The organism is Marinovum algicola, assembly GCF_900109145.1.
GTDB lineage: Bacteria > Pseudomonadota > Alphaproteobacteria > Rhodobacterales > Rhodobacteraceae > Marinovum > Marinovum algicola.
Genome location: NZ_FNYY01000003.1, coordinates 40,175 through 56,656, shown reverse-complemented (window position 1 = coordinate 56,656; position 16,482 = coordinate 40,175). Strand labels below are relative to the sequence as shown.

Here is a 16,482-nt window from a genome sequence, read left to right as displayed (position 1 = left end):
CGTGGACAAGGAATTTTCGCAACCAGACAGCGCCAGCAGCGTTGTCCCGGCAGTTCCCCATCGCAAGAGGACATGCGCATGCCGAAAAAAACCGCCGAAGACAACGTCGACCAGCTGCTCGATCCGATCGCCCAGACGCCGGGCTATGACGACACCGAAACCAATGTCGGCATCTGGGGCCATCCGATCCACGCGATGAGCGTGGCCTTTCCGGTGGCCCTCACCTTCTGCACCTTCGGCGCTGACGCGCTGTACTGGTGGTCGGGCGAGCTGTTCTGGGCACGCGCCGCTGTCTGGGCCGCCGGCACCGCCTTTCTGTTCGGCCTGGCCGCCGGGGCGACCGGCACCGCCGAATTGCTGCTGGTGCCCGGCATCCGCGCCCGTGCCCCGGCCTGGACGCATTTCGTCATCGCGGTGATGCTGCTGTCGCTGCTGGGGCTGAACTGGGGATATCGGATGCAGGGCTACGAGGCGGCGATCCTGCCCTATGGCATCCTGCTGTCGGGGGTCAACGTGCTGGTGGTGATGGTCACGGGCTGGCATGGCGGGAAACTCGTCTTCGATTATCGTCTGGGCACATCGAAAGGCAGCGGCTGACCGCGCGGCTCGGTCAGCCAGGCGGGCATCGGTATCTCGCCCAGCTCGGGCTTGGCCAGAACCAGCGTCAGGATGACCACGATCAGGGCCACCAGTACTACCGTCGCCCCGACCAGCCGCTTGGGTGTCTTGGGCACGCCGCGGGTTTCGGCCACGGCCACGACGGCATAGCCGACCCAGACGTGAAACCCGACCAGCAGCGCCACCGCCACCAGCTTGGCAAACATCCAGGTGACAAAGACCTCGCGCAGGAAGATCAGCAGCGTGCCCGAGGCAATGGCGATCACCGCTGCCGGGGTGACGCAGAGCGTATAGGCGAAATGCGTCGCCTGCCGCATCCGGGTGTAGTCGCTCTGGCCGACGGCCGGATCGTGCCGCGCCAGCATCAGCGGCAGCGCGAAGAGCCCGGCGCACCAGAGCAGCAGCATCGCCAGATGCAGTGCCTTGAGATGCGGGATCACCCCGACCAGCCAGCTCATGCGGCGCCCTGCCCGGCCGTGGCGCGCCAGCTCTGCCGCCCGGCCAGCGCGATCATCGCCAGATAGGGCAGCATGGCCGGCACCCACATGATCAGCCCGCCAAGCTGCTGATCGGCCAACGGCGTTAGCCCCCAGTCGAGCGGCGCCAGCGCATGGGCGGCATAAAGCGGCTCGGGCGCAAAGGTCAGCAGCGCGCCGAGCGCGCCCATCTGCATCAGCCCGGCCAGCGACCAGAGCACCGCCGCGATGCCGCCGCGGCTGCCCAGCACCGCGCGCCAGAACCAGACCGCAGAGCCGAGGAGTGACAACTGCATCGCCCAATAGACCGCCATGTCGGCCAGCGCGAGGTCGTAGGCCGCCGGCTGATGCCAGCCCCAGAGCACGGCGGTCGAGATCAGGAATGCCAGCCCGGTCGGCATCGCGCGGGCCCGCGGCAGGGCCGCGGCCAGAAGCGGCGCGGCGACGGCCACCAGCAGCACGTGATGCACCACCCGCGCCGAAAACAGCGCCACCGAAACCGCACAGAGCGGCGAGACGAAGGCCAGCACCAGCACCATGACCCCGGCCAGCCCCGCCGGGCTGCGCCGCAGGGCGAAGCCGAGGATCAGCAGAGCGACCAGCAGCAGCGGATCGAGATTCCAGGCGGACAGGGCCTGCGCCGGCAGGGGCGCGGCGCCGCAATAGCTTCCCGGTAGAATACCTACAGACATCAAAACGTTTGCTCCGGTTCGGGCCAGATCCTGCCGCGCGCATCGCAGAGGCTTCGGGGCATGTGGCAGGGTTTCGGGGAGTCCTGGTCGCTTGCCGCTCAGAAACTATTGCGGAAAGCGGATCGGTCAACAACCGCGCCGGCGGTTCGTTGCCTTCGCGCTCCCGCTCCGCGTTCCGAAAGCGACGCGATGTCGCAAACGAGCCAGACCGCAGGCGCGACTCAGGCAAAGCTCGGGTCACTTGGCGGGAGCGCGCGGATGACTGGCAGGGTTTGCCTACATATCATCACTTGCAGGACCATCGGCGCAGGCCGGGGTCGTGCCGCGCGCGGCAGGCCGGGCCGGGTCTGAGACCTGACCCCTTCCCTTTCCGCCGGAGCCAGAGATGAACGACCAGACACACCCGAAATCCGCCCGCATGGGCGGTCGCGCCGCGCGCCGTGCGGCCCGTGCCGCCAAGCTCGCCGACCACCTGCGCCCGATCCGTCCCGGGCTGACCGGCGGCGCCTTTCGCCCGCTGACCGAAGCGCAGATGCGCCGCATCCACACGGCCGCGTTGGAGCTGCTCGAAACCGTCGGCCTGGCCGATGCGCCGGCCAGCGGCATTGCCGCGCTGACCGCCGCCGGCGCCGAGCTGGGCGCCGACGGCAGGCTGCGCTTTCCACCGGCGCTGATCGAGGAGACCATCGCCGGCGCCAATCGCGAGATCACCCTCTGCGGCCGCGATCCGGCGCATGACCTGCACCTCGGCGGCAGCCGTGTGCATTACGGCACCGCCGGCGCCGCGGTGCACATGGTCGACGTCGACGGCCGCAGCTATCGCGACAGCACATTGCAGGATCTGCACGATGCCGCACGGATCGCCGACAGGCTGGACAATATCCACTTTGTCCAGCGGCCGATGGTGCCGCGCGATATCCCCGATCCCTTCGAGATGGACATCAACACCGTCTATGCCTGTGTCAGCGGCACCCGCAAACACATCGGCACCTCCTTTACCGAGGGGGCCTTTGTCGGCCCGGCGCTGGAGATGCTGCACCTGGTGGCCGGCGGCGAGGAGGCCTGGCGGGCCCGGCCCTTCGTGTCGAACACCAATTGCTTTGTGGTGCCGCCGATGAAATTCGCCACCGAAAGCTGCCTGGTGATGGAGGAATGCATCCGCGGCGGCATGCCGGTGCTGCTGCTCTCGGCCGGTCAGGCCGGCGCCACCGCCCCGGCCTCGATCGCCGGCGCCATCGTGCAGGCCACGGCGGAATGCCTGGCCGGGCTGGTCTATGTCAACGCCATCCGGCCGGGCCATCCGGCGATCTTCGGCACCTGGCCCTTTGTCAGCGATCTTCGCACCGGCGCGATGTCGGGCGGCTCGGGCGAGCAGGCGCTGCTGACCGCCGGATGCGCACAGATGCATGGCTTCTACGACCTGCCGGGCGGCGCCGCAGCGGGGATCGCAGATGCCAAGCTGCCCGACATGCAGGCCGGCTGGGAGCAGATGTGCTCGAATGTCATGGCCGGGCTGTCGGGGCTCAACATGGTCTACGAAGCGGCGGGGATGCATGCCTCGCTTCTGGGGTTCTGCCACGAGAGCCTGATCCTCGGCGACGACCTGATCGGTCAGGCGCTGCGCTGCGTGCGCGGTATCGAGGTCACCGACGAGAATATCTCGGTCGAGGTGATCCGCGAGGTCTGTCTCGAAGGACCGGGACACTACCTGGGCACCGATCAGACCCTGGGGCTGATGCAGACTGATTACGTCTATCCGACGCTGGGCGACCGGTCCTCGCCCAAGGAATGGGAGGAGCTGGGCCGGCCGGACCTGCTGGCCCGCGCGACGGCGCGCAAGGAGATGATCCTGGCGGATCGGGCCCCGGCGCGGTTGTCGGCCGAGATCGACCGGGAGATCCGGCGGCGCTTGCCGATCCGCTTGCCGACCTAGCGCTTTTGTGAGACGTCGGACCGGGGCTCTGCCCCGGACCCCGCGGTATTTTCAAACAGAAGAAGCAGGGGTGCGTCACAAGTTTCGAGGGGAGTTCCGTCCATGCCCGCCTATCTGGCCCTTGTCCTCGCCGTCGCGGCGGAAACCGTCGGCACCTCGGCGCTTCAGGCCAGCCAGCAGTTCTCGCGCTTCTGGCCCTCGGTGCTGGTGGTGGTGGCCTATGCGCTGGCGTTCTATCTGCTGGCGCTGACGCTGAGGACCATTCCGGTCGGCGTGGCCTATGCGCTCTGGTCCGGGCTGGGCATCGTCTTTATCGCGGTGATCGGCACGCTGGTGTTTCACCAGAAACTCGATCTGCCGGCGATCCTCGGGATGGCGATGATCATCGCCGGGATTGCCGTGATCCAGCTGTTTTCCGGCGCTGCGACACATTAGGTCTGGCATTTCGGGGCGCGCGGCGATAGGTGGCGCGCAACTCCGACATAAAGGTATCCCCGATGGACCTTCGCAATATCGCGATTATCGCGCACGTTGACCATGGCAAGACGACTCTCGTTGACGAGCTTCTGAAACAATCCGGCGCCTTCCGGGCCAACCAGGCGGTGGAAGAACGCGCCATGGACAGCAACGATCTGGAGCGCGAGCGCGGCATCACGATCTTTGCCAAGCCGACTTCGGTCGAATGGAAGACGCATCGGATCAACATCGTCGACACCCCGGGCCACGCCGATTTCGGCGGCGAGGTCGAGCGCATCCTGTCGATGGTCGACGGTGTTGTCCTGCTGGTCGATGCCGCCGAAGGCCCGATGCCGCAGACCAAGTTCGTGACCTCCAAGGCGCTGGCCCTGGGGCTGCGTCCGATCGTGGTGCTCAACAAGGTCGACAAGCCCGACGCCGAGCCCGACCGGGCGCTGGATGAATGTTTCGACCTCTTCGCCTCGCTCGATGCCAACGACGACCAGCTGGATTTCCCGCATATGTACGCCTCGGGCCGCAACGGCTGGGCCGATCACGAGCTGGACGGGCCGCGCAAGGACCTGACCGCGCTGTTCGACCTGATCGTCAACCACGTGCCGGCGCCGAAGCAGATCAAGAAGCAGGACGACGATTTCCGCATGCTGGCCACCACGCTGGGCGCCGATCCCTTTGTCGGCCGCATCCTGACCGGCCGGGTGGAGAGCGGCAAGCTCAAGGTCGGCGCCACGGTGCAGGCGCTGAGCCGTATCGGTCAGAAGATCGAACAGTTCCGCGTCACCAAGATCCAGGCCTTCCGCGGACTGGCGCAGCAGGACATCGAAGAGGCCCAGGCCGGCGACATCGTTTCGATCGCCGGCATGTCCAAGGCCACCGTGGCCGACACCATCTGTGCGCTGGCGGTGGACGAGCCGCTCGACGCCCAGCCGATCGACCCGCCGACCATCACCGTGACCTTCGGCATCAACGACAGCCCGCTGGCGGGCCGCGACGGCAAGAAGGTGCAGAGCCGCGTCATCCGCGAGCGGCTGATGAAGGAAGCCGAGAGCAATGTCGCGATCAAGATCGCCGACACGCCGGGCGGCGAGGCCTTCGAGGTGTCGGGCCGGGGCGAATTGCAGATGGGCGTTCTGATCGAAAACATGCGCCGCGAAGGCTTCGAGCTGTCGATCTCGCGGCCGCAGGTGATCATGAAGGAGGTCGACGGCAAGGTGATGGAGCCGGTCGAAGAGGCCACCATCGATGTCGATGACGAATATTCCGGCGCGGTGATCGAAAAGCTGACCGGCACCCGCAAGGGCGAACTGGCCGAGATGCGCCCCGCCGGCGCCGGCAAGACCCGGATCATCGCCCATGTCCCCTCGCGCGGGCTGATCGGCTATCACGGCGAATTCCTGACCGACACCCGCGGCACCGGCGTGCTCAACCGGGTGTTCCACGGCTGGACCGAACACAAGGGCCCGATCCCGGGCCGCCGCGCCGGGGTGCTGATCTCGATGGAGAACGGCGAGGCGGTGGCCTATGCGCTGTGGAACCTCGAGGATCGCGGCAAGATGTTCATCGGCGCCCAGGCCAAGGTCTATCAGGGCATGATCATCGGCGAGCATTCGCGCGAGAACGACCTCGAAGTGAACCCGCTCAAGGGCAAGAAGCTGACCAACGTGCGGGCCTCGGGCACCGACGAAGCGGTGCGACTGACCACCCCGGTGACGCTGTCGCTGGAAGAGGCGATTGCCTATATCAACGACGACGAGCTGGTCGAAGTGACGCCGTCCTCGGTGCGGCTGCGCAAACGCTTCCTCGATCCGCATGAGCGCAAGCGGATGGCGAAGGCGGGGTGAGCCCCAGTCTCTCGTGACAAAACAAAGGCCGGGCATGACGCCCGGCCTTTTGCGTAGGGTGGGTTTGCGACCCACCGGCGCGCGACGGCAGTCGTGAAAAAACCCGGGGCTCACGGCCCCGGGTTTTCGTTGGTCTCACCCCCCTTGGCTTGGGCGGTGGGTTAGAAACCCACCCTACGCAGCTTCAGGAACCCAGCCTACACACCCTCGACGATGATCAGATCGCGTTCCGAAGCGCCCTTGGCATGGCTCAAAGCCTCCTGGTAGGCCTCGGAATGGTAACACTCGTGTGCCGCCTGAAGCGAGGGGAACCGGGCCACCACGTGGCGGGCGCGGTCCGTGCCTTCGAGCGTCTCATGCGCGCCACCGCGGGCCAGGAACTCGCCGCCATGGGCGGCAATCGGCGCCCCGGCGAGCTTGGCATACCGGCCATAGGCCTCTTCGTCGGTCACATGCACATGGGCGATCCAATATGCGCTCATCTTATCCTCCCAGCACGGCTTTGGCCGCGTCGATTGCCTTGGTTGCATTCCCTGCGTCGGCGCCGCCACCCTGCGCCATGTCGGGCCGGCCGCCGCCGCCCTTGCCGCCGAGTTCCGCCACCGCCGCGCGCACCAGATCCACCGCCGAGACCTTGTCGGTCAGATCCCGTGTCACACCGGCCGCAACCGCCGCCTTGCCGCCGGTGTCGGCGATCAGCAGGATCGCCGCCGAGCCCAGCTTTTCCTTTTGCGCGTCGATCAGCGGCGGCAGATCCTTGCCGGTCACCCCCGAAAGCACCTGCGCCACGAAAGGCACGCCACCGACCTCTTCGGTCGCGGCCTCGGGGCCCGTGGCGCCCCCCGACATCGCCAGTTCGCGCCGAAGGTTGGCGACCTCGGCCTGAAGCGCCTTGCGCTCGTCCAGCAGCGCCCGCACTCGCTCGGGCACCTCGGCGGGCTGTGTCTTGAGCTGGCTGGCGGCCTCGGAAAGCCGCGCGCCCTGAGCCTTGAGGTGATCCAGCGCCGCCTCGCCGGTCAGCGCCTCGATCCGGCGCACGCCGGCAGAAGACGCGCTGTCGCTCAGGCAGACAAAGGCGCCGATATCGCCGGTCTGGCGCACATGGGTGCCGCCGCAGAGCTCGATCGAATAGGTTGCCTTGTCGCTGCCCTTGCCCGAGCCCGGCTTGCGGCCCATCGACACGACGCGCACCTCGTCCCCGTATTTCTCGCCAAAGAGCGCCTGGGCACCGAGGCCGCGGGCGTCATCGGGCGTCATGATCCGGGTTTCGACCGGCGCATTCTGCCGAATGAAGGCATTGACCTCGCGGTCGATCCGGGCCAGCTCCTCGGCCGAGAGCGCCTTGGTGTGGCTGAAGTCGAACCGCAGGCGGTCGTCGGCATTGAGCGAGCCGCGCTGCGCCACGTGATCGCCAAGCGCCTCGCGCAGCGCCTCGTGCAGCAGGTGGGTCGCCGAGTGATTGGCGCGGATCGCCGTGCGCCGGGCATTGTCGACCTTGAGTTCGAGCGCGTCGCCGGTGGACAGTGTGCCTTCCTGCGGCGTCACCCGATGGGCGAAAAGCCCGCCGGCCATCTTGCGGGTGTCACGGATCGTGCCCTTGCCCCCGGATTTCAGATACAGCCCGCTGTCGCCGACCTGGCCGCCGGATTCGGCATAAAACGGCGTCTGGTTGACCACCAGCCAGCCCTCTTCACCGGCTTCGAGCTGCCCGACCTCGGCACCGTCCTTGACCAGCGCCAGCACCTGGCCTTCGGCCTCTTCGGTATCGTAGCCGAGGAAATCGGTGGCGGCATGCTTGTCGGCGATGTCGAACCAGATCTCGGCATCCTTTGTCTCGCCCGAGCCGGCCCAGGCGGCGCGCGCCTTGGCCTTCTGTTCGGCCATAGCGGCGTCAAAGCCCGAGGTGTCGACCTCGCGGCCCTTTTCGCGCAGCGCATCCTGTGTCAGGTCGAGCGGGAAGCCATAGGTGTCATAAAGCTTGAAAGCCGTCTCGCCCGGAAGCCGCGCATCCTCGGGCAGGTCCGAGAGCTCGTCATCGAGCAGTTTCAGCCCGCGGTCCAGCGTCGCCTTGAAGCGGGTCTCTTCCAGCCGCAGGGTCTCTTCGATCAGCGCCTGCGCCTGGCCGAGTTCGGGGTACGCCGCCCCCATCTGCCGCACCAGCGCCGGCACCAGACGGTGCATCATCGGATCCTTGGCGCCCAGCAAATGCGCATGCCGCATGGCCCGGCGCATGATCCGGCGCAGCACATAACCGCGGCCCTCGTTCGAGGGCATGACGCCATCGGCCAGCAGGAAGGAGGTCGAGCGCAGGTGATCGGCGATCACCCGGTGATGCACATTGCCCGGCCCGTCGGGATCGGTCGACGAGACGTCGGCGCTGGCCTCGATCAGGCTGCGCATCAGATCGGTGTCGTAATTGTCGTGTTTGCCCTGCAACAGCGCGCCGATCCGCTCCAGCCCCATGCCGGTGTCGATCGACTGCATGTCGAGCGGCACCATCGAGCCATCCTCGAACTGCTCGTTCTGCATGAAGACGATGTTCCAGATCTCGATGAACCGGTCGCCGTCCTCTTCCGGGCTGCCCGGAGGTCCACCCCAGATATGTTCGCCGTGATCGTAGAAGATCTCGGTGCAGGGGCCGCAGGGGCCGGTCGGACCCATCTGCCAGAAGTTGTCGGAGGTGGCGATGCGGATGATCCTGTCTTCCGGCACGCCGACCTTTTTCCAGATCTCGAAGGCCTCGTCATCGGTGTGATAGACCGTGGCCAGGAGCCGGGTCGGATCGATGCCGAAATCACGGGTGATCAGCTCCCAGGCATAGGGGATCGCCTCGGTTTTGAAATAGTCACCGAAGCTGAAATTTCCCAGCATTTCAAAGAAGGTATGGTGCCGCGCGGTATAGCCGACATTGTCCAGGTCATTGTGCTTGCCACCGGCGCGCACGCATTTCTGGCTGGTGGTCGCACGCTTGTAGTCGCGGGTCTCGACGCCGGTGAAGAGGTTCTTGAACTGCACCATGCCCGAGTTGACGAACATCAGCGTCGGGTCATTGCGCGGCACAAGCGGGCTCGAGGGCACGACCTCATGGCCGTTCTTGGCAAAGAAATCGAGGAAGGTGGAGCGGATGTCGTTCAGCGTGGCCATAGGTCATCTTCTTCTCAAGGTCGGCGAAGGTGTATCGCCCCGCCCCGGCACTGTCCATAACCGGTTGGGCCGAAACCGGGCCTGACGCAAAACGGGCCTGACGCAAAACGGGGCGCAGCCCGCGCTGCGCCCCGTTCCGGGTTGTCTTGGTCCCGCCGGCGGGACCGGCGGCCTCAGGCCTCCATCACGTCTTCGTCGTCCTTGTCCTCGGGCGGCATGTCGAATTCGAGCCCGTGGGCGGCGCGGATCTTGTCTTCGATCTCCAGCGCCATGCGCTTGTTCTCGCGCAGGAAGGTCTTGGCATTCTCGCGCCCCTGCCCGATCCGCTCGTCGCCATAGGAGAACCAGGCGCCGGATTTGTCGACCACGCCGGCCTTGACCCCGAGATCGAGCAATTCGCCCATCTTCGAGATGCCCTCGCCGTACATGATGTCGAATTCCACCTGCTTGAACGGCGGCGCGACCTTGTTCTTGACCACTTTGACGCGGGTGGCGTTGCCGACCACCTCGTCGCGGTCCTTGATCGCGCCGATGCGGCGGATATCGAGACGCACCGAGCTGTAGAACTTGAGCGCGTTGCCGCCGGTCGTGGTTTCGGGGCTGCCGAACATCACGCCGATCTTCATGCGGATCTGGTTGATGAAGATCACCATGCAGTTCGAGCGCGCGATCGACCCGGTGAGCTTGCGCATCGCCTGGCTCATCAGCCGGGCATGCACGCCGACCGAACTGTCGCCCATGTCGCCCTCAAGCTCACTCTTGGGGGTCAGCGCGGCAACCGAATCGACGATCACCATGTTGACCGCGCCGGAGCGCACCAGGGTATCGGTAATCTCGAGCGCCTGTTCGCCGGTGTCGGGCTGCGAGATCAGCAGCTCGTCGAGATCGACGCCGAGCTTGCGGGCATATTGCGGGTCGAGCGCGTGTTCGGCATCGACAAAGGCACAGACGCCGCCCTTTTTCTGCTCTTCCGCCACGCAATGCAGGGTCAGCGTGGTCTTGCCCGAGGATTCGGGGCCGTAGATCTCGATGATCCGGCCTTTCGGCAAGCCGCCGATGCCAAGCGCGATATCGAGCCCGAGCGAACCGGTCGAGGTGGCCTCGATATCCGGCAACTGGTTCTCGCCGCCGAGTTTCATGATCGACCCCTTGCCGAACTGGCGTTCGATCTGGGCCAGGGCGCTGTCGAGCGCCTTTTGCTTGTCGGGGTTGTTCTTTTTGCTCATCGAGAGAAGATCTGCCGTTGCCATGCGTTTCGGGCCCTTATTTCACACCGCCTCGGAAGCGGCAATGCTGCCAAATGTTCTTGCCTTGTTCCTAGATGCGACCAAAACGGGAACATTTCAAGAGATTTTTGCTCGATCCCACTGTTTCGCAGAATCCTTAAAGAGTGGTTTACGCCGCAGAACCGCCCGCCTATGCTGCCCGAAATCCCTGATCCGCCAACTGAAGAGGTTCACCCAAGTGCTTGTGTTCTGGAAAGAAAACCTGGCGTTTCTGGCGGTACCCAAGACCGGAACATCGGCCTATGAAAAGGCGCTTGCGCCACGCGCGGACATGGCGATCCTCAATCCGCCGGATCTGAAACATGCCCCGGTTTATCGTTACAACCGGTTTTTTCGGCCGATGTTCGAAAAGATGGGCGCGCCCGACATGGAAACTCTCGCGGTGATGCGCGAACCGGTTTCCTGGCTCTCGAGCTGGTATCGCTATCGGCAACGGCCGTTCATGACGGGCAAGGCAAATTCCACCAAAAACCTGAGTTTCGACGAATTCGTCGAGGGGTATTGCAAGGGCGCGCGTCCCGGCTTTGCCAATGTCGGCAGCCAGGCGAAATTCCTCGAACCGCGGCCGAACGGCACCCGGATCACCCATCTGTTTCGCTACGAAGATCAGGCGCGACTGATCGGCTTTCTCGAAGACCGGCTCTCGGTCACGCTCGATCTGCCGCGGGAGAATGTCTCGCCGCGCCTGGAGGTGACGCTGTCGCCGCGGGTCGAGGCCAAGCTGCGGCGCAAATGCGCGGCCGAATTTGCACTTTACGAGTCGATCGGCTGAGCCCGGCCCGCCATGTCCGGTCACGACGCCCGGACCTTCCGGGAAATACCGGGATGTCAATGCAATTGCCGCTGGACCGTGTCGGTCAGCTCGACCAGTGAAAACGGCTTTGGCAGGAAGGTGGAATTGGGGATGGCCGCCTGATCATCGTGAAAGCTCTCCTGGGCATATCCCGAAACAAAGACCACCTTGACCTCCGGCCGGTCCTCAAGCGCCTGCCGCACCCAGCTTGGCCCGTCGAGCCCCGGCATCACCACATCGGTCACAAAGACGTTCACCTTGATTTCGGGGTCGCGCAGCAGATCGAGCGCTTCCTCGGCCGAGGCCGCCTCGAGCACCTTGAAGCCGCGCATCCGCAGCGCCCGGCTGGCAAAGGCGCGCACCGGCGCCTCGTCTTCGACCAGCAGGATCACCGCGTCGTGGCCGGTGCCGCCGGCGCCGGTGTCCTCCAGGGCCAGGCTTGCGGCATCGGTGGCCGGTTTCTCGCTGTGGACCGGGAACAGAAGCGAAAAGCAGCTGCCCTTGCCGACCACCGAATCGACAAAGATGAAGCCGCCGGTCTGTTTGACGATGCCGTAGACCGTGGACAGGCCCAGCCCGGTGCCCTCACCGGTGCGCTTGGTGGTGTAAAACGGCTCGAACACCTTTTGCAGCATGTCCGGCGCGATGCCGACCCCCTGGTCCTGCACCTTGACCAGCACGTAATCGCCGGGCGGCACCGACGCCCGGTCGCGTTTCAGCGGGGCGTCCAGGGTCAGCCCCTCGGTGGTGATGCGAATCTCGCCGCCCTCGGGCATGGCATCGCGGGCGTTCACCACCAGGTTCATCAGCACCTGCTCGAGTTGCCGCTTGTCGGCCCGGATGGTGCGCAACACCGGGTCGTGGTCCAGCGCCAGCGCCACCCGCTCGCCCACCAGACGGTTGAGCAGATGGGTCAGATCGGCCAGCGTGTCGCGCAGGTCGAGCACCTCGGGGCAGAGCGTCTGCTTGCGGGAAAACGCCAGCAGCTGGCCCACCAGCGCGGCGGCGCGATTGGCATTCTGGTTGATCTGCACCAGGTCGCCGTAGTTCGGATCGCCCTGATCGTGGCGCAGAAGCAGCAGGTCGCAATGGCCGGAAATCGCGGTCAGCAGGTTGTTGAAATCATGCGCCACGCCGCCGGCGAGCTGGCCGATGGCCTGCATCTTCTGGCTCTGCACGAATTGCGCCTCGAGCGTTTTGAGCTCGGTGGCGTCGTTCAGCACAGCGATGATCGACGGTTCGCCATCCTCGAACACGCGGTTGAGCACGACCTGCACGAAAACCTCGCGGTCGCGGCGCGAAATGCGCAGGAATTCCGATTGCTTCTGGCCCCGCCCGGCAGCGGCATCGCGCAACCAGTCGGTCACCGGCCGGCCCAGTCCCTCCATCAGATCGGAGAGCTTCTTGCCGGTGACCTCTTCGGCGTTGAGCAGTTTGAGCGCCTCGTGATTGGCCCGCGTCACCACACCCATCTGCGACACTTTCATCAAGGGCACGCTGAGGTGGTCGAAGCTGGTGCTGCCTTCATTTTCGGCCGGCGGCGGCAGAAAGAACAGCTCGCGCCGCCCGCCGTTGAGCGCCACCTCGCTGACCAGCCGCGCCACCGGCCCGGTGGCGGTATCGAGCGAGATCACCTTGCCGTTTTCCAGCGGATCGCTGCTCAGCCGGTCGAGCGAAGAAACCCGCTTGCCGATCAGTTTGCGGGCGACGGCATTCATGAACAGGATCGTGCCGCCGCGCCCGACCGTCAGCCGCGGCAGCAGCCCGGTTTCGGCCTGTTCGGTGGCCGTCGCGCGGTTTTCCTCGATCCGCCAGAGCCGCAACCCGCCACCGATGTCATGCACCGAAAGCGCCACCTGCCCGCTTCGCGTGCTGACCGTATCGCTCGCCACCCCTTGGGCCTCGGTCCGTTTCTGTAACCGATAGACAACGCTGGCCGGATTGGCCATCAGCCCGCGCAAGAGCGCCACGACGCTGCCGCCTTCGCCGGTTTCCTGCTTCGACGATACATCGGCATCGCGAAACCGGCTGCGGCCGGCGGGGTTGATGTGGTGAATGTCGCCCTCGGCATCGGCCACCACCGAAACCGCCGGATCACCGGCGAGAAAATGCGACACCCGCAACAAGACCCGCAATTGCCCCCGTCTGTGCAGCAACTGGCGGGCATGCAGCGCCAGCGCCGACACGAAAATGCCGACCCCGAGCGCAAGTGTGCCAAGCGCCGGAACGCCGGCGGGCAGAAAGCCGGACAAGAGAATCAGAACGACCGACACGGCGACCAGATACAGCGGCCGGCGGCCCCCCGGCCGGGGGGGCGCCGCGTCGGGCGGTTCAGCGCTGATCGTGTCTGCCAACTCGGCTCTCCAGGCTCGTCGCGTTTCACCCCATAAAACCCGGTGAGTCTTAATTGTGGGTTAACCGATTTCACCGCTTCAACACCCACAGGTTGAGTGGAGCACAGGATCAGCCGCGTTTCAACAGCGCAAGGTAGAATCCGTCACCGCCGTCCTGCAACGTGAACTGCCGGTCAAAGTCCATGACCCACCCCGGATGCCGGTCTTGAAAGGCCGAGACGCGCGCGGAATTCTCCGGTGCGAGCAGCGAACAGGTGGCATAGGCCAGCCAGCCGCCGGGGGCCACGAAGGGCGCGGCGGCGTCGAGCACCGCATCCTGCATGGTGCAGAGCTCGGCCAGGCGGTCCTCGGTCAGCCGCCATTTCGCCTCGGGCGCACGGCGCCAGCTGCCGCTGCCGGAACAGGGCGCATCGCAAAGCACGATGTCGAACACCCCCTGCGGCGCCGGTTGCACGGTGATCTCGGCCCCGGCGCGGGCAGCGCGGGCGGGAATGTCGCGCATCCGCCCCGGATCAATGTCATGGGCGGTCACCGGGCCGCCGGCCTGCGCGGCCATGGCCAGGGCCTTGCCCCCGCCGCCGGCGCAGAAATCAAGCAGGCTCTGACCGGGCTGCGGCGCCAGCGCATTCACCACTGCCTGCGAGGCGGCATCCTGCAATTCCACCAGACCGTCGCCGTAGGCAGCAGAAAGATGCACCCGGCGCGCGCCCTCTGTCACCCGCAGCGCGGTCGGCGACACCGCGTGAGGCTCGGTGGCGATGCCCTCTTCGGCGAGACGGGCTTGGGCCGTATCCAGGTTGGATTTCAACAGGTTGACCCGAAGAAAGACCTCCGCCCGCTCGCGCAAGAGACGCGCCTCGGCCTCGGCCGCGTCGCCCAGCGACCGGGCGAACTCCGGCCAGAGCCAATCCGGCAGGTCGCGGGCCTCGGCCTCGGACGGGCTGCGGAACGCGGCGCGTTCGGCTTCGGTCACCGGGGCGGGCATGAAACGCGCGCCGGTAAAGACCTCGTCGATCGCCGTTTCTGAGGCGCGCAGGGCGCCAAGCATCAGGCCGCGACCGGTCTCGGCCCCGCCAAGCGCGGCATAAGAGCGTTTGCGGCGCAGCGCGTCGAACACCAGATCGCGGATCGCGGCGCGGTCCTTCGAGCCGGCATAACGGTTGCTCCGGGCCCAGCGGGTCAGCGCCTGTTCGGCCGCCTGCCCCGCCAGGACGGCATCAAGCAGCTCACCCGCCGTCTGAATCCGCGCCGCCGGTGTCATCAGCCGATCCGGTAGTTCGGGCTCTCGCGGGTGATCTGCACGTCGTGCACATGGCTTTCGCGCAGGCCGGCACCGGTGATCTTGACGAAGTTGCAGTTGCTCCGCATCTCTTCGACAGTGGCGCAGCCGGTATAGCCCATGGCCGCCCGAAGCCCGCCCACCAGCTGGTGGATCACCGCGCCGGCCGAGCCCTTGTAGGCCACCTGCCCCTCGATGCCTTCGGGCACCAGCTTGTCGCTGGCGGCGTCCTTCTGGAAATAGCGGTCGGCCGAGCCGCGCGCCATGGCGCCAAGGCTGCCCATGCCGCGATAGGCCTTGAACGAGCGGCCCTGGTAGAGAATGACCTCGCCCGGGCTTTCATCGGTGCCGGCGATCATCGAGCCCACCATGGCGCAGGAGGCGCCGGCGGCAATCGCCTTGGCGAAATCGCCCGAGAACTTGATGCCGCCATCGGCGATCACCGGCACGTCACCGGCGGCCTTGGCGCAATCCATCACCGCGGTGAGCTGGGGCACGCCGACGCCGGCCACCATCCGCGTGGTACAGATCGAGCCCGGCCCGATACCGACCTTGACCGCATCCGCTCCGGCGTCGATCAGCGCGCGGGTGGCCTCGGCGGTGGCGACATTGCCGGCGATCACCTGCACCTCGTTCGAGAGCTGCTTGGCGCGCTTCACGGCATCGATCACCCCGGCGGAATGGCCGTGGGCGGTGTCGATCACCACGATATCCACACCGGCATCGACCAGCTCGGACGTCCGTTCAAACCCCGAATCCCCGACCGAGGTGGCGGCCGCCACCCGCAGGCGGCCCAGCGCATCCTTGCAGGCGGTGGGGTTGAGCACCGCCTTTTCGGTGTCCTTCAGCGTCAGCAAGCCGGTCAGCCGGCCCTTGCCGTCATGCACCAGAAGCTTTTCGATCCGCCGCGCCTTCATCAGGCTTTTCGCCTCTTCCAGGTCGGCCGGTTCGGCCAGCATGGCGAGGTTGTCCGAGGTCATCATCACCTTGACCGGGGTCTGGTCACTGGAGGCAAAGCGCATGTCGCGGTTGGTCAGGATGCCGACCACATGTCCGGCGTCGTCGACCACCGGGAAACCGGTGAAATTGTACCGCTCCACCAGCGCCTTGGCATCGGCCAGAGTCTGGTCGACCTTGAGCGTCACCGGGTTGTAGACGATGCCGCTCTCGAACCGTTTGACACGCCGCACCTCGCGCGCCTGGGCCTGAACCGAGAGGTTCTTGTGAATGACGCCGATGCCGCCGGCCTGGGCCATGGTGATGGCCATGCGGCTTTCGGTGACGGTGTCCATCGCCGAGCTGAGCAGCGGGATGTTCATCGCGATCGAGCGGGTTACCCGGGTGGCGGTGTCGGCAGTGTTGGGCAGGACATTGGACGCAGCCGGAACCAGCAGCACATCGTCAAATGTCAGAGCCTCGCGAATCTCCATTCGGCGGTCCTCTTCAGTAGCAGCATTTGACGCTTCCCTATTTCACGGGGGCCGGGAAAAGAAAAGGCCTTATGGCCGGTTGCATGGAATTGGCCGGCCGCGGCGCTGTGGAAAGACGGGACAATTCTGTGGATGGATATGTGTGCGATCGGGGCAGAATGT

At 66.0% G+C, this 16,482-nt stretch carries 13 protein-coding genes; 5 read left to right on the top strand and 8 right to left on the bottom strand.

Features of this window, described 5'->3' with window-relative positions; genetic code table 11:
- Positions 1–78 precede the first annotated feature (78 nt).
- Positions 79–597 (top strand): DUF2231 domain-containing protein, encoded by a 519-nt coding sequence (locus BMW90_RS05710; RefSeq protein WP_048531443.1) that lies wholly within the window; start codon positions 79–81, stop codon positions 595–597.
- Here the strand turns inward: BMW90_RS05710 and BMW90_RS05705 are convergent.
- Positions 564–1,076, bottom strand: coding sequence for a CopD family protein (locus tag BMW90_RS05705; protein ID WP_048531441.1), 513 nt, complete (start codon positions 1,074–1,076; stop codon positions 564–566). The genes BMW90_RS05710 and BMW90_RS05705 overlap by 34 nt on opposite strands.
- Positions 1,073–1,786, bottom strand: coding sequence for a cytochrome c oxidase assembly protein (locus BMW90_RS05700; protein ID WP_074835506.1), 714 nt, complete (start codon positions 1,784–1,786; stop codon positions 1,073–1,075). The genes BMW90_RS05705 and BMW90_RS05700 overlap by 4 nt, the downstream gene beginning before the upstream one ends.
- Before the next feature lie 385 nt (positions 1,787–2,171).
- Here BMW90_RS05700 and BMW90_RS05695 point away from each other — a divergent pair, with 385 nt between their 5' ends.
- The 3 genes from BMW90_RS05695 (at position 2,172) to typA (ending at position 6,034) form a co-directional block, all read left to right on the top strand.
- Positions 2,172–3,719, top strand: a complete 1,548-nt coding sequence (locus BMW90_RS05695; RefSeq protein ID WP_074835504.1) for a trimethylamine methyltransferase family protein — start codon at positions 2,172–2,174, stop codon at positions 3,717–3,719.
- A gap of 102 nt (positions 3,720–3,821) precedes the next feature.
- Positions 3,822–4,154 carry a DMT family transporter gene (locus BMW90_RS05690; protein WP_048531435.1) on the top strand — a complete coding sequence of 111 codons (333 nt, stop codon included), beginning with the start codon at positions 3,822–3,824 and terminating at the stop codon, positions 4,152–4,154.
- 62 nt (positions 4,155–4,216) lie between these two features.
- The gene (typA, locus tag BMW90_RS05685; protein ID WP_048531433.1) at positions 4,217–6,034 is read left to right on the top strand and encodes a translational GTPase TypA; all 1,818 of its coding nucleotides are present in this window, start codon (positions 4,217–4,219) and stop codon (positions 6,032–6,034) included.
- A 197-nt stretch (positions 6,035–6,231) separates the two neighbouring features.
- Here typA and BMW90_RS05680 read toward each other — a convergent pair whose 3' ends face one another.
- The 3 genes from BMW90_RS05680 to recA all read right to left on the bottom strand — a co-directional run bounded on the left by BMW90_RS05680 (position 6,232) and on the right by recA (position 10,428).
- Entirely contained in the window at positions 6,232–6,516 is a 285-nt protein-coding gene (locus tag BMW90_RS05680; protein ID WP_048531431.1) for a DUF1330 domain-containing protein, read from the bottom strand.
- A 1-nt stretch (position 6,517) separates the two neighbouring features.
- Positions 6,518–9,178 (bottom strand): alanine--tRNA ligase, encoded by a 2,661-nt coding sequence (gene alaS / locus BMW90_RS05675; protein WP_074835503.1) that lies wholly within the window; start codon positions 9,176–9,178, stop codon positions 6,518–6,520.
- 173 nt (positions 9,179–9,351) lie between these two features.
- Entirely contained in the window at positions 9,352–10,428 is a 1,077-nt protein-coding gene (recA, locus tag BMW90_RS05670; protein WP_074835501.1) for a recombinase RecA, read from the bottom strand.
- Positions 10,429–10,642: 214 nt separating this feature from the next.
- Between recA and BMW90_RS05665 the strand changes: the two genes are divergently transcribed.
- Positions 10,643–11,236: a gamma-glutamyl kinase gene (locus BMW90_RS05665; RefSeq protein ID WP_074835499.1), complete on the top strand. Its 594-nt coding sequence runs from the start codon at positions 10,643–10,645 to the stop codon at positions 11,234–11,236.
- A 56-nt stretch (positions 11,237–11,292) separates the two neighbouring features.
- On the opposite strand, the gene BMW90_RS05660 is transcribed toward BMW90_RS05665, so the two are convergent.
- The 3 genes from BMW90_RS05660 to guaB form a co-directional block, all read right to left on the bottom strand.
- The gene (locus BMW90_RS05660) at positions 11,293–13,530 is read right to left on the bottom strand and encodes an ATP-binding protein (protein WP_407657377.1); all 2,238 of its coding nucleotides are present in this window, start codon (positions 13,528–13,530) and stop codon (positions 11,293–11,295) included.
- Positions 13,531–13,720: 190 nt separating this feature from the next.
- Positions 13,721–14,872, bottom strand: coding sequence for an RsmB/NOP family class I SAM-dependent RNA methyltransferase (locus BMW90_RS05655; protein WP_074835497.1), 1,152 nt, complete (start codon positions 14,870–14,872; stop codon positions 13,721–13,723).
- Positions 14,872–16,320, bottom strand: coding sequence for an IMP dehydrogenase (gene guaB / locus BMW90_RS05650; RefSeq protein WP_074835496.1), 1,449 nt, complete (start codon positions 16,318–16,320; stop codon positions 14,872–14,874). The genes BMW90_RS05655 and guaB overlap by 1 nt, the downstream gene beginning before the upstream one ends.
- Positions 16,321–16,482: the final 162 nt, after the last annotated feature.

Bases quoted from the DNA above. Each gene is read 5' to 3' on its own strand.
- BMW90_RS05710 (WP_048531443.1), top strand. From the start codon at position 79: ATGCCGAAAAAAACCGCCGAAGACAACGTCGACCAGCTGCTCGATCCG.
- BMW90_RS05705 (WP_048531441.1), bottom strand. From the start codon at position 1,076: ATGAGCTGGCTGGTCGGGGTGATCCCGCATCTCAAGGCACTGCATCTG.
- BMW90_RS05700 (WP_074835506.1), bottom strand. From the start codon at position 1,786: ATGTCTGTAGGTATTCTACCGGGAAGCTATTGCGGCGCCGCGCCCCTG.
- BMW90_RS05695 (WP_074835504.1), top strand. From the start codon at position 2,172: ATGAACGACCAGACACACCCGAAATCCGCCCGCATGGGCGGTCGCGCC.
- BMW90_RS05690 (WP_048531435.1), top strand. From the start codon at position 3,822: ATGCCCGCCTATCTGGCCCTTGTCCTCGCCGTCGCGGCGGAAACCGTC.
- typA (WP_048531433.1), top strand. From the start codon at position 4,217: ATGGACCTTCGCAATATCGCGATTATCGCGCACGTTGACCATGGCAAG.
- BMW90_RS05680 (WP_048531431.1), bottom strand. From the start codon at position 6,516: ATGAGCGCATATTGGATCGCCCATGTGCATGTGACCGACGAAGAGGCC.
- alaS (WP_074835503.1), bottom strand. From the start codon at position 9,178: ATGGCCACGCTGAACGACATCCGCTCCACCTTCCTCGATTTCTTTGCC.
- recA (WP_074835501.1), bottom strand. From the start codon at position 10,428: ATGGCAACGGCAGATCTTCTCTCGATGAGCAAAAAGAACAACCCCGAC.
- BMW90_RS05655 (WP_074835497.1), bottom strand. From the start codon at position 14,872: ATGACACCGGCGGCGCGGATTCAGACGGCGGGTGAGCTGCTTGATGCC.
- guaB (WP_074835496.1), bottom strand. From the start codon at position 16,320: ATGGAGATTCGCGAGGCTCTGACATTTGACGATGTGCTGCTGGTTCCG.